Origin of the sequence: Solibacillus sp. FSL W7-1324 (assembly GCF_038008025.1) — a bacterium.
In the GTDB taxonomy this organism is placed as follows: Bacteria; Bacillota; Bacilli; order Bacillales_A; family Planococcaceae; genus Solibacillus.
In genome coordinates this window covers 437,580-451,040 of the sequence record NZ_JBBOYH010000001.1, presented here as the reverse complement: position 1 = coordinate 451,040, position 13,461 = coordinate 437,580, and the positions used below count along the sequence as shown (strand labels likewise).

At 39.8% G+C, this 13,461-nt stretch carries 12 protein-coding genes; 5 read left to right on the top strand and 7 right to left on the bottom strand.

Annotation, left to right across the window (positions count from 1 at the left end):
- Positions 1 to 24: 24 nt before the first annotated feature.
- From MKY71_RS02245 to MKY71_RS02220, 6 genes are all read right to left on the bottom strand, one after another.
- The gene (locus tag MKY71_RS02245) at positions 25 to 1,212 is read right to left on the bottom strand and encodes an MFS transporter (RefSeq protein ID WP_340731445.1); all 1,188 of its coding nucleotides are present in this window, start codon (positions 1,210 to 1,212) and stop codon (positions 25 to 27) included.
- Entirely contained in the window at positions 1,209 to 1,625 is a 417-nt protein-coding gene (locus MKY71_RS02240; protein WP_339175016.1) for a MarR family winged helix-turn-helix transcriptional regulator, read from the bottom strand. The genes MKY71_RS02245 and MKY71_RS02240 overlap by 4 nt, the downstream gene beginning before the upstream one ends.
- 230 nt (positions 1,626 to 1,855) lie before the next feature.
- Positions 1,856 to 2,671, bottom strand: coding sequence for an undecaprenyl-diphosphate phosphatase (locus MKY71_RS02235; RefSeq protein ID WP_340731444.1), 816 nt, complete (start codon positions 2,669 to 2,671; stop codon positions 1,856 to 1,858).
- A gap of 49 nt (positions 2,672 to 2,720) precedes the next feature.
- Complete coding sequence (locus tag MKY71_RS02230) at positions 2,721 to 4,913, bottom strand: HelD family protein (protein ID WP_340731443.1); 2,193 nt, start codon at positions 4,911 to 4,913, stop codon at positions 2,721 to 2,723.
- 279 nt (positions 4,914 to 5,192) lie between these two features.
- Positions 5,193 to 5,747, bottom strand: coding sequence for an NADPH-dependent FMN reductase (locus tag MKY71_RS02225; protein WP_340731442.1), 555 nt, complete (start codon positions 5,745 to 5,747; stop codon positions 5,193 to 5,195).
- A gap of 165 nt (positions 5,748 to 5,912) precedes the next feature.
- Positions 5,913 to 6,713 (bottom strand): NAD(P)H-binding protein, encoded by an 801-nt coding sequence (locus tag MKY71_RS02220; protein WP_340731441.1) that lies wholly within the window; start codon positions 6,711 to 6,713, stop codon positions 5,913 to 5,915.
- A gap of 111 nt (positions 6,714 to 6,824) precedes the next feature.
- Here MKY71_RS02220 and MKY71_RS02215 point away from each other — a divergent pair, with 111 nt between their 5' ends.
- The 5 genes from MKY71_RS02215 (at position 6,825) to MKY71_RS02195 (ending at position 11,371) form a co-directional block, all read left to right on the top strand.
- Positions 6,825 to 7,859 (top strand): PseG/SpsG family protein, encoded by a 1,035-nt coding sequence (locus tag MKY71_RS02215; RefSeq protein ID WP_339175010.1) that lies wholly within the window; start codon positions 6,825 to 6,827, stop codon positions 7,857 to 7,859.
- A 92-nt stretch (positions 7,860 to 7,951) separates the two neighbouring features.
- The gene (locus tag MKY71_RS02210) at positions 7,952 to 8,137 is read left to right on the top strand and encodes an SE1832 family protein (protein ID WP_251689967.1); all 186 of its coding nucleotides are present in this window, start codon (positions 7,952 to 7,954) and stop codon (positions 8,135 to 8,137) included.
- A gap of 225 nt (positions 8,138 to 8,362) precedes the next feature.
- Complete coding sequence (locus tag MKY71_RS02205) at positions 8,363 to 9,943, top strand: ABC-F family ATP-binding cassette domain-containing protein (protein ID WP_339175008.1); 1,581 nt, start codon at positions 8,363 to 8,365, stop codon at positions 9,941 to 9,943.
- Positions 9,944 to 10,519: 576 nt separating this feature from the next.
- Positions 10,520 to 10,921: a transcriptional regulator SpxA gene (spxA, locus tag MKY71_RS02200; protein WP_008404676.1), complete on the top strand. Its 402-nt coding sequence runs from the start codon at positions 10,520 to 10,522 to the stop codon at positions 10,919 to 10,921.
- Positions 10,922 to 10,945: 24 nt separating this feature from the next.
- Entirely contained in the window at positions 10,946 to 11,371 is a 426-nt protein-coding gene (locus MKY71_RS02195; protein ID WP_339197384.1) for a MarR family winged helix-turn-helix transcriptional regulator, read from the top strand.
- A 256-nt stretch (positions 11,372 to 11,627) separates the two neighbouring features.
- On the opposite strand, the gene ltrA is transcribed toward MKY71_RS02195, so the two are convergent.
- Complete coding sequence (gene ltrA / locus MKY71_RS02190) at positions 11,628 to 12,890, bottom strand: group II intron reverse transcriptase/maturase (RefSeq protein ID WP_340733596.1); 1,263 nt, start codon at positions 12,888 to 12,890, stop codon at positions 11,628 to 11,630.
- Between the last annotated feature and the right edge of the window lie 571 nt (positions 12,891 to 13,461).

Here is a 13,461-nt window from a genome sequence, read left to right as displayed (position 1 = left end):
TTTGACTAATTACCTTGACAGAACCTATGCAATTTTCCGTTTTCTCGCTACTAATATATAGTAAAGCGGAATACAGATAAGAATGAGCGGAATCATCGATACGAATATTGTGCGGTATGTTGTATAAGGTTCAATCATACCTAAAATAAATGGCCCGACACCTAACCCTAAATCATATAAAATGAAGTATGTTGATGTTGCTAAGCCGAATCGATGCGGCTCCGTCACTTTAACAGCAATCGTTTGCGCAATGGAATTAAAGTTCCCGTAACCAAAGCCAATCAGGACCGCTGCAAGTAACAGCATCCAACCTGCTGATGCCTGACTGAACAGCAGCATACCAATTGCAAAAACGATAAGACATGGATAAACAATAATATTTGGACCGCGCACATCCATCATTTTCCCGGTAATCGGACGGGAAATAACGACAATCCCTGCATAGGCTAAGAAAAAGTAGCTTGCCGCTTCCACTAAATTGATTTCTCGTGCATAAAACGTAATGAATGTCATAACTCCCGAGTATGCAAAGCCGATTAATAAGGCAATAAATGAAATCGGAAGCGCTTTTGGTTCGATGAATTTTTCAAGGAATGAAAGCTTCTCAGGCTCACTTCCGTTTTGTTTATTTGGTTGTGGTAAAGAAATTTTAACAAAGAAATAAGCGACCAGTAAAATAAGCGAAAGCACCGTGTTCATATAGAAAATGACATCAAAGCCGTTTTCAAGCTTCAGCATGAACATGCCGACAAACGGACCGATTGCTGTTGCCAAAATGGCACTTAAACTAAAGTATCCAATTCCTTCCCCTTTACGTGATGCCGGTAATATCATAGCAACAATCGTACCTGTCGCTGTTCCGACTGTTCCGACCGCAACCCCTTGCAATAAGCGGACGATCAATAAATAAACAACGCCCCATTCCATTAAATAAAGTGTTGTAGATACGAAAAATACGATAAGACCAATTAAAAGCATCTTCTGTGGACCAATATTACTGATGAGACGCCCTGCTCCTAATCGGCCGATCAATGACCCGATAATAAAAATACTTGAAACAAGTCCTGCAATACTTGTTGAAACTTGATACGTTTCTACCGCATAACTTGAAATGGTCACCATTAGCAGGAAGAATATTAAGATCGCTATAAAGTTAATGATTGATACAATGATAAAATCCTTCGTCCAGATTGGTTCTTTTACTTCACTCATTCTAGCCCTTCTTTCAATATTTTCTCCATATCAGACAAGGCTTTTTCGAAAAGCTCCTGTTGTTCGTCTGACAGGTTGTTTAATAGCTGATTTTGTAGAAATTTAATTTCCGGGGAAATATTTTCATACAATCTTTCTCCTTTTTCCGTCAAACTTATATATTTTTCCCTTCTGTCATTGCCTTGTTTCATTTGAATAATCTCCAGTTTCGTCAATGTCTTAACATTTGCAGAAACAGTCGGCTTCTCAACATCCCAATATTTCGCGATCTGACTCATTGTTGCCAGATCTTCATTCGCCAAATATTGCATTAGAGACCAGTTGGCATTGGACAGTTCATGCACTGCCAGTATATTAGTCAGACGCTGCATATAGCGTTTATGAAAACGGTGCAATTGTAAAAAGAAAGTCATAATTAAATTACCTCCCTATTTCATCCAAAATGGTTAGTTAACCTAACTAATTAAATAGAAATTTGCTCCATTTGTCAATATTTTTTTACAATCTAATTTGAATTTTAAAGGAAACAGGAGTGCTTAATCGCTTGAGAACGCTTATAAATCAGGTTATGCACCGACTCGAAAAAACAAAACAAAAAAACACGCTTCATAGTCTTGAAGACTACAAGCGTGCTTAATCTGTTCTAATAGAATATTAATAATAAAATACCAACTAAAAAGCAATAATACGTGAAGTAATGCAGCTTTCCATTTTTCATAATACCCATGAACCATCGCATGGCGAAATATGTCATAAACAATGTCGCAAGGAATGTGACTGTATACGGAATGGCTAAATCCGCTTTGTTTGGCTCATCCAGGAAGTCTGTAAACCCTAATACAACACCGCCTAGACTAACCGGAATATACAGCATGAATGAGAAACGCAGTGCCGTTTCCTGTTTCATTCCGACAGCGATTGCCGAAATAATTGTGGCACCTGATCGGCTAATCCCCGGTGTTAATGCAACGGCCTGCCCAAAGCCTACTAATAGGGCATCCTTTGCTGATAAATCCCCGTCACGTTTTGTTCCGCGCAGATTACGAATCAACCATAACGCAATCCCTGTCACAAACAGCATGATCGCAATTGTCGTCATGCTCACATTATCGGCAATAACATCGCTCAGCAGTACACCTAAAACCCCTGCCGGAATCGAGCCGATAATGATGTAAAGCGCAAAATTAAAGTCCTTACGGTAACGTTGATTGCGTGTTTTAATAAACAGTAAAAATCCTGTAATTAACCGAATAATATCTTCACGGTAAATAAACATAATCGCAATCAGTGATGCAGTATTCGTCAGGATCGCAAATGTAAACCCTTGTTCGCCTAAGCCTAGAATTTCACTGACAATCATGACATGTCCACTTGATGACACCGGAATCGGTTCAGTTAAACCTTGAACAATACCGATAATAAAATGCTTTAAAACTAAAATTAAATCGAAATTTTCCATTTGTATCTCCTAAAAAAGTAGTCCTCTTCTGTTAGACGTAAAAAGCCGCCTAAATGTTCACTTCTTTACGATAATACTGTTCACCGATGTGTGCAAGCGCTTTTGGCAATGTTCCGTCCGTTACTAAAAATAATTGACGTGTCGCACGTGAAGCAATTGTATACAGTAAATAAGCATCCATCTCTTCCCTGTATACATTGGCATTCGCATCCGCTACTAGAACTGTTGTAAACTCAAAGCCTTTCGCCATATAGCCCGGCATGATGAGCAGCCCCTTCATATATACCTTCTGTTCTTCAGTAACGAGCTGGAGCTGAGGAAGAAGCGGTTTTAATTCCTTGTATAATTGTTCGGATGCCAGCTTATTTTTGCATAAAATGACGAAGCTTTCCTCTTCTTTATAATGCGTATTCACAAGCTGGATAATGGTTTCCCGCAATGCATTTGTTTCAATAATTTGCGGCTTATCCCCTGATACACCGAGCGATTCGGTTGTCGTGTTGTTTAAAATTGCGCTCATATAATCGGTAATTTCATTTGTCGAACGATACGATTTGTTTAGTTCGACTGCTTTGAAGTGCTTGGACAATGGACCAGCAAGCGAGTCCTTCATTTGCGGATGCACGACCTGGTTTTTATCTCCGAGCAATGTGTAATGCGCTTTCGGATGCATCGCTTTAATCACCAACAGCTGCAAATACGAATAGTCCTGGATTTCATCAATGACAATATGTTTGATCGTATTATCCGTATATAAGCCTTTTACAACAGCTTGCATATACATGATGGGTGCCAAATCTTCGTAATATAATATGCGTTGTTTCAATGTTTCAGTCGTTGCTGCCTGAATCATTTGCGTTTTTAAATTATCGTTTTGATAAGTTAACGAATGCACATACATTTTGTTTAAATTGACAAACCCTAGCTGATGAATCGCACTTTCAAGTTTGCCGTACCTTTTTTGCAGCTTCTCATTTGCCTGCTGCTCGATTTCCTTATCTGTCCCGATATACGTATTGATCGACTTTAATTCCTTCATTAATACTTTGCGGTCTTTTGCTTTTTCCTGCTCTATCTTTTCCAGCAGTACTGTACGGATTTTTTTCAGACGAAAATCAATATCCAGTGCGCCGAACTTATCATAAAACAGATCCGTCAATTTTTTGGCGGAAACGAACAGCTTTCCTTCGACCTTTAAATTATAAAACGGCATGCCGCTCTTCTTGAGACTTTCAATATATTTCAACAGTTGCTTTACGTAGGCATGTGAACCTTTAAATGCATAGTGCTCACGTTCTTCCTTACTCGCCTTTTGAAGTCGTTCAATATTTTCGTAGCTCGTTTCTGCTTTATAATATGACAATTTTAAATTGCGCAGTAAACGGTAGTACGTCGTATGCTGTACATTATCCTCACCGAGTTCCGGCAATACGTTCGAAATGTAGTCATTGAACAAATCAGACGGTGAAATGAGCAGAATACTGCGTGCATTCATTGTTTGACGGTATTCATACAGCAAATACGCAATTCGCTGCATCGCAACAGAGGTTTTCCCGCTTCCAGGCGGTCCGAGTACGATTAAATTATCTTTATTTGAAGAACGGATGACGATGTTCTGGTCGCTCTGGATTGTTGCGACAATCGATTTCATCTTTTCTTTCGCGGTATCCGACAGCAGACTTTGGAGCACTTCATCACCAACATAAATATCGGCGTCCAGTACTTGCAACAGCTCATCGTACTTTACTTTATACTGACGGCGGCCTTGAATCGTAACCGGAATATATTCTCCGTCAGGAATTTGATAGCGTGATTTCCCGACTTTATTTTCATAAAAGAGGCTTGAAATCGGTGCGCGCCAGTCATAAATCAGCACATCATCCGTTTTTGGTTCGCGGAATGTCGATAAACCAATATATAAATGTTCCCGTTCGCCTTCTTCATTTTCAATTGAAATGCGCCCGAAATACGGACTTTTATATAAAATTTGCATTTTGCTTAATTGTTCGCTGGCATTCAGATACTCACGCTCGCGCAATTGCATTGTTTGCAGCATTTGCGAAAACTGGATGGCACTTTCCCCTGAAACATCGTTAAATTCCGAAGATGCTTGTGAGCGTTCCTCAACAATGTCGCCTTTTTGCTTTTTTAAATGATTGGACTGTATCTTTATTTGTTGTTTGAGAAGAGCGCTGATTTCTTTTAAATGTGTCTCTTCCTGTTGCCATATCGTTTGTTCCATCTATCGGTTCGCCTCCAAATGCTCCGGAAGTAAAATCTTCACTTTGACATAAGTATTCATGGTACTCCAAAATGTCGGTGGATTCAAATGAAATTATTTGTGATTACTCATCATTACAAATTTTTACAGTACCATTATAGCATCTTCCTAACTTTAAATTATGATGAATAAAGAAATATATTATACGCGAGGAAATATTCATGAACTTTTTGAGGAGAAATATGAAGGTCTGCTGAAGAAAAAAAGAAGCTTCCATCAATTAATGGAGGCTCCTCATAGTTATTGCATATCAACTGCTTGTTTTGATAATGTTTTTGTCATTTCACAATATTGAACGAATACGCGTGCAAGTTCACGCAGGCGGTTGTGTACATCTTCATCGATAATTTTATTATCTTTATCAAAGTGATCTGCGTGTGTGTATACATAGTTTGGTGTAACTAGGCATCGGAAGTAATCAAGAATCGGACGTAATTGGGTTTCCAGTACTAAATGATGCTGGTATGTTCCGCCATTGCCGATCATAGCAGCCGGCTTGTAACGTAACGCTTTTGGTGGAATCATATCAAAGGCATTTTTCAGTACGCCTGGGATCGATGCCTGGAAAATTGGTGATGCGAAAATGTAAGCATCCGCTTCTTCAAATTTTTGAATCATGTTTTTCATATCATCATTTAACGGGCTGCCGTCTAGTATTTGATGCTGTAATTTGGAGAAGTATAAAATCTCTAATTCTAGCGAAGGGTTGAAAGCTTGAATATATTGTTGAACCTGTTCCAAAAGAACTCCGGTTTTACGACCAAAGATGGTTCCATCGACAAGTAATATTTTCATAAATGTTCCTCCATGTAAATCATTGTACTCATATTGTATCAGAATAACATTGCTTTTTAATAGGTAGTTGCTTAGTAAAGTTCAATTTCAGTCTTTCGTCTTACATCGTGATTTCAGTGGAAATTAGCGTAATTTCCAAAATACAACATGAGGATAGTTTCAACCTTATTTCCCCCGCTCATCATTTATCCGTCGTCCCTCTTTATCCTCACGATTTACTGGCGGCAATGGATCTTCATTGTATTTATCCCAGTTAAAGGTCACTTCTTCATCTGATAAAGCTTCTTCCTTTTCAATTGGAGGCATCTGCATTTCCAGCAGCTCATCGGATAAGTAAACCGCCACTTTTTGCTCTTTCCCGTACAGTGCAATAACTTTCATTGCCAAAGCTATTTGCGTTGCAGGTATGGAATGCATTTTTTTCAGCGGCCCGATTAGAACCGGGTTAAGCACCTTTAAAACTTTATCGCCTATTGTTTCTCCTAGACGGAATTCTGGCCGATCCCCTGTAATGAGTGATGGACGAACGATTGATAGACGAGGAAAATCCATTTTAATGAGCTCTGCCTCCAATTTACCCTTTACCTTACTATAATAAGCAAGTGCCTTTTCATTTGCTCCCATTGCGGAAATGACAATGAAATGACCGACTCCCCGATTTTTTGCGATTGCTGCAATCGTCAGCGGATATTCAAAATCGACCTTTTCAAACTGCTGCTTTGATCCTGCCTTTTTCATTGTCGTACCTAAACAACAAAAGACCTCATGAGCAAATTCAATATCCTTGTCCACAATCTGATCGAATTCACACAGCTTTACAACTAATTTCGGGTGCTTAAAATCAAGCGGCCTTCTCGAAATGACATTGACTGCAGCATACTCCTCACTCTCGCATAATAACTTCACAAGCGAAGAACCAACCAATCCTGTTGCACCTACGACCAACGCTGAGCGCATCGTTTTCATATGTTTCCTCTTTTCTTTATTTTGATGTATGTATATGTAGAAAACTCTCTCATTCATAATTTCGGCAATCCCACCATATTTTATAGAGATAGTGGAAAGGATGGGATTTACGTGCAAAAAAGAAAAATTATATGGATTATCGAGCATTGTGAGATTAAAGGAACATATCCTTTTGAACGTGCAGTAACTTTGGCAAATCTGTTGCAGGATGAAGAGGTCGTTCTCTTTGTGAAAACTGCAAACGAACAGCTTCTTGATAAATTGGCCCAAACTGGCTTAAATATTGTAAAGTTTGATCGTTTTACGGAGCTTCAAAAGAAAATCCGTGAATTCGAGCCTCATTTGATCATTCATGAAGGTAAAGATACCCAAGTCGAACAAATTGAAACGATTAAACCTTTTTGCCCGACGATTGTTCATTTCGATGATTTTGGCAATGGTGTACAGCTTAGTGACTGTCATATCGTTGCGTTGTTCGGAGAATCCCATGAAGAACCGCATACACACGAACTTGCCGGCAGCTATGCATTTGCCGTACCGCCAAATTTAGAAAAAGTCGCATACCAAATCCTTGAAAAACCCGATAGCTCGATTAAAGATTCACTTCCGCATATTGTTGTCGCATTTGAAGATGGGGATAGCAACAATCTGACTTACCGCACTTTACGCCACTTAACCCAGCTGCAAATCCCATTAAAAGTTTCAGTTGCGATTGACGATGACTATCATCATGACATCGATAGTTTAAAAATGATGGCATTAAGCCGAAAAAATACCGTCATCGTTCAAAAATCCGATGCCCTGCTCGAGCTGATGCCGCAAGCAGATTTGATTATTTGCAATGCCAACTATACACCGTATAAAGTGGCAGCTGCCGGTATTCCTTGTATTACAACGGCACAGCAGGATAATGAACTGAACTATGCATTCACGCGCGAAATGAACGGATTTATCCATATCGGATTAGGCCGAAAAATGAAGCAGTCCATTATTCAAAATGCCGTGATGGAGCTCTTGCTTCATGAACAGCGCCGCGAACGAGCTGTCCGCAAGCAGCGCGGCCTTGAAATTCTGACAAACAATGAAATTCTGAAAAACCTGCTGCTCGATTTAGCTTATGCGCGTCACAATATGGCACATATTTAACTTAAAAAATTAGGCTTTCCCCATCACATAAATGTATGCATTATGTTACAATATGAAAAGATTAATTTCCGAAACTAAAGGAGCAATTAATGATGCAAACAAAAGACCAGCTTCAGCAGGAAATCGCCGAATTAAAGAATGATTACATCAATCTTCAAGGCGATATGGAAAAGCTTGAATCACTTGGCCATGCAGACTCAGTAAAACAAGCGCTCGCACGCCTTGAAAATATGGAAGCACGGCTAGCAGAACTAAACAAACAGCTCGCAGCACTTTAATGTTGCGGGTTTTTTAATGGATAAATTTTTTTATAAAGAAGGATCTAGTTGATTGTGTAGGTGGCGGCGCCTGAGACTACAGGGGAACAAAAGCTAAGTACGCCATGTCCTGTGGCAACGCTTTTGTGACCGACTTCATGTCGGCCTCACGCCCCCAGAAAGCGTCCGCCGAAACGGAAATCAACGTTATTAGCAGGAAACACTAAAACACTCGGAGGATTATATATGGCAATATTAACTGTTGAAAATTTAGGGCATTCATTTGGTGACCGTACGTTATTTAAAGAAGTTTCATTCCGTCTTGTTGAAGGCGATCATATCGGACTTGTAGGTGCAAACGGTGTTGGGAAATCGACATTGATGAGCATTATTACAGGACAAGCAATTCACGATGAAGGAAAAGTGGAATGGCTGCCTGGTACACATTACGGTTATTTAGACCAGCATACGGTTTTAACTGCCGGCCGTTCTATGCGTGATGCATTACGTGATGCATTTGCCCCTTTATATAAGAAGGAAGAGCGTTTAAATGAAATTTCAGTGGAATTGGGCGAGCCTGATGCAGATTACGACAGCCTACTGGAAGAAATGTCTGAAATCCAGGATGCACTTGATGCTGGTGATTTCTATAGCCTGGACATGAAAATCGATGAGATTGCCCGTGGTTTAGGGTTGGATGCGATTGGTCTGGAACGCGATGTTGCCGCATTATCCGGTGGTCAGCGTACAAAAGTTTTACTGGCTAAGCTTTTACTTGAAAAGCCGAAAGTATTATTGCTGGACGAGCCTACCAACTATCTAGATGAAGAACATGTTACTTGGCTGAAAAACTATTTGAAAAACTACCCGTACGCATTCCTTTTAATTTCGCATGATACGGAATTTATGAACAATGTTGTTGATGTAATTTTACATTTAGAATTTGCTAAAATGACGCGTTATACTGCGACATATGAGAAGTTTATCGAGCTTGCGGAAATCAATAAGCGCCAGCATATCGATGCATATGAAAAACAGCAGGAATTTATTAAACAGCAGGAAGATTTCATTGCCCGCAACAAAGCACGCTACTCAACAAGCGGCCGTGCCAAATCACGTGCGAAGCAGCTGGATCGTATGGAGCGTATTGACCGCCCGGAAACAGCTGTAAAACCGGAGTTCAGCTTTAAAGAAGCACGTACACCTGGTCGTTACGTAGTGGAAGCGGAAAACTTGGTAATTGGCTATGATAAAGAAAAACCATTATTACCGCCTCTTACATTCCAAATCGAACGCGGTGAAAAAATTGCGTTAGTCGGCATGAACGGTGTCGGGAAATCGACTTTACTGAAAACAATGTTAGGCAAAGTTCAGCCATTGGACGGTAAAGTAATTTTAGGCGACTATTTGGAGCCATCTTACTTCGAACAGGAAGTAAAAGCAGGTAAAATCACACCGATTGATGATGTATGGAATGCGTTCCCTTCTATGGAACAAGCGCAAGTCCGTGCAGCATTGGCACGTGCCGGTCTGAAAACGGATCATATTACTCGCCCACTGAATTCACTTTCTGGTGGTGAGCAGGCAAAAGTACGTCTTTGCAAACTGATGATGGATCAAACAAACTGGCTGATCTTTGACGAACCGACAAACCACTTGGACGTTGATGCAAAAGAAGAGCTGAAGCGTGCCATGAAGGAATTCAAAGGGACAATCGTTCTTGTATCGCATGAGCCGGAATTCTATGAAGGTTTAGCGACGAAAGTATGGAACGTGCAAGACTGGTTTACGACTCGCGAAACGAAAGAATTAAACGAATTTAAATAGTTTTTAATCATGCAGTGTACTCTTTATTATAGAGTGCACTGTTTTTTTCATTAAGAAAAGACTTTAACTGGATAATTGTGTCAAATATTAGAAAAATAAGAATGTTAGTCAGAATTATTCGTCAATAAACAATCGCTTGGCAAGGACTTTTCATTATAGCTGACGAATATAGTAAAGGTTCGAGCGTTTAACCATTCCAATATTCCCTGGATTCTTGAAAAACATTTTTAGAGTAGTAAGTTCTATTTAGAATATTTCTAGAATATATTAAAAAGTCGCGGTCTTTTAAAGCACTCCCACTACATATTAGAATCATTCCCTGTTCAAAACTAACCGCGCCCAGCAGTCCCCTTCTCTCTTCTAGTTTCTACTTTACAAAACTGTAATATTAAATTAGAAACTTTTTATAGTTTTATACGTATAATTTATTAGAAGAATGGGTAAACAGTAAAAGGGAAACATATAATAAACTTATTGCATTATAAATAGCTTACTGGTAAGATATTATTATAAGTAAATGTCTTACAACTAAGCTATCACCAAATTATTGATTATGGGAAAGCGAGGAAATTAATTATGACAGTAACAATCTATACACAATCGAGCTGTTCCTCATCACGAAAAGCATTGAAATGGCTAAACGAAAATAATATTACTTATACTGAAAAAAGAACAACTTCTCAATCTTTGACTTTAGCAGAGTTTAAACATATTTTAAGTATGACAGAAGATGGTACGGATGAAATTATTGCGACAAACTCGAATGATTTCAAAAACCTGGACATTGATATTGACCAGTTATCCATTCAAGAGTTGTACAACTTAATCCAGCAGCATCCTCGTATGTTGCGCAGCCCTATTTTACTTGATGAAAAACGCATTCAGATCGGCTATAACGAAATGGACATTCGTCGTTTCATCCCTCGTAAAGTGCGTGCATTTGAATTGAATGCCCTTCAGAAATTAGCCGTAGAATAGTGATAACATTTGGAGTTGACACTGATGAATGAGCATAAACGCGAGCAGTTAACCGAACTTTTTGAAAAGATGACATCGTTGGAACGCAAAATTGCTAATCAATGGAACAGTCAAAATCAGTTAGGCTTCTCGAAATCACATATTTTAATTTTGGCTTACTTGCATACAGATGGACCAAAGCGCCCTTCTGCCATTGCAGAAAAGCTGAAGGTGACGACAGGTGGCGTAACGGTTTTGACGACGAAGCTCATTAAAGCGGGACTCATTGAAAAAACCCAAAATGAAACGGATCGCCGCGCTTCGCAAATTCATATTACCGAAGCAGGAATCGAAGTGCTCGAAAGCTCTCGTCAGCAAGTAGACAATCTTTTTGAAAACCTGTTCGGTATGTTAACAGAAGATGAAATTAAAACTTTAACGGCAATATTTGATAAGTGTACGAAATTATAAGCACATGAGCAGCAGTATGCTCATGTGCTTTTTATTTGGCTCGTGTTTAATTTTATTAGTCACTTTACTACGGATATTAGTCAAACGCTCTTGGTTATTAGTCAAACTCTCTTAGTTTTTAGCCATTCCTTCACTGATATTAGTCAATCCCAATAAGATATCAGCCACTTTCCATTCAAACAATCGAGTAGGAGGGAGTGATTAACTCCCGACCTCTCACACCACCGTACGTACGGATCCGTATACGGCGGTTCAATTAAGATGAATAACGCAAAGTTTCATAACGAACTTGCAGACTTTTCAGCCCTTGGCTTTCCCAATAGGAATTGCCGAGGGTTCTGTGTAATATGGGGCTTTTTGAAATGCGCCAGTACCCTTTTCGGGTGTTTCCCCATTCGTATGCTTTCCCATAAGGTACTTTTAAACGAATAAGATTTCTGACTCTTGTTCGGGGGTTCTTCCAATTCTTCCATAGACACATACGTAATCTCCGTTTAATCCATCCATCTAACGCTTTAAATATTGAAGGAGTATCCGCTAAAGCGAAATATCCACACCACCCTATCAGATATTGGTTCAACTTTTCAATTCGGTATTCTATGGAATAAGGCATCTTTCTTGAGGTAATTTCCCGTATTTTCTTCTTCATTCGTACGAGACTTGATTTCGCAATGCGAACTTTCGGTTCTTTATGATTCGTAAAACTAAAACCAAGGAATTTACGATTCCATGGGCGGTCTACTGCTGATTTCTTTTCATTTACTTTTAAACGAAGTTTACCCTCGATGAATCGCTGTACACTTGCCATAACCCGTAATCCAGCACGTTCGGTTTTCACATAAATATTGCAATCATCTGCGTAGCGAACGAATTTATGTCCTCGTTTCTCTAGCTCTTTATCAAGTTCATCTAAGACGATATTAGAAAGTAGCGGACTTAAAGGACCACCTTGAGGGGTCCCTTCTTCTGTACTTGAAATTACTCCATTTATCATGACACCCGCTTGGAGATATTTACGAATAAGTTTTATTAACGGTTTATCCGAAATTCGTTTTGCTAATGTTGCCATTAGGCGGTCATGATTAACCTTATCAAAGAATTTCTCTAAATCCATATCAATTACCCATCGGTATCCCTCTTTTAAATAGCCTTTTGCCTTTCTCACCGCATCATGAGCACTCCGATTTGGACGGAATCCATAGCTGTGGTCCGAGAATGTTAGGTCATATTCTTTTGATAAAATCTGCGAGATGGCTTGCTGAATCAAACGGTCAGTCACGGTTGGTATGCCTAATAGTCGCACGCCACCGTCCGGTTTCGGGATTTCGACCCGGCGTACCGGCTGCGGTTCATAGGTTCCAGTCAAAATCTGCGATTTAATGGTATCCCAATTTTCGTGAATGTGCTGTCGTAAGGTTTTTACGGGCATCATGTCTACTCCATGGCTTCCTTTATTCGCTTCTACTCGCTTTAAGGCTTGTATCATGTTTTGCCGTTCCAGAATTTGATTCAACATCACCATTTCGTTCCTTTCCGTGAATAGCTTTTTTCTTCTTTTGCCCAACTAGACTACACCCTCCGCAAATACCCTCGTGGAATTCACCACTTCTTTCTAAGCGTGAGGTTACTTCTGTTTTCTGTGTTCATTCATCCAAGTTGGAAAGCCAAGGGCTATTCTCTCTTAATCGTTCAGTCCTTCCAAGTAATTCTAGACTTACTTGTACTATGACCTCTGCTGACTTCTGACAGTTCAATTACTTGTCACCAAGTAGGTTATGAAGAGTACTTCACGTTTCTATCAGACCTCCCCGGGTAAGAACATGCACTTTCACACCATCTATCCGCCTCATTTACTCGATATGACCTTCGACAGAAAGGATTTTGTTTTGTTTGGCAAACTCATCCAATCATATCTAGCCTTATATGAGATTCGTGTTCCTCGGACCGGTGCTTTGCCTCCAGCTTCCTTCAGATTCCGCATCACCACGGACACCCTTGCTCTTGGCTAACCTCTACTTCTGTCTTCGGGGTTCGGGACTTTCACCCTATAGTTCATGCACATGCCGGGCGCACCAAAAAAAGCTACGGCA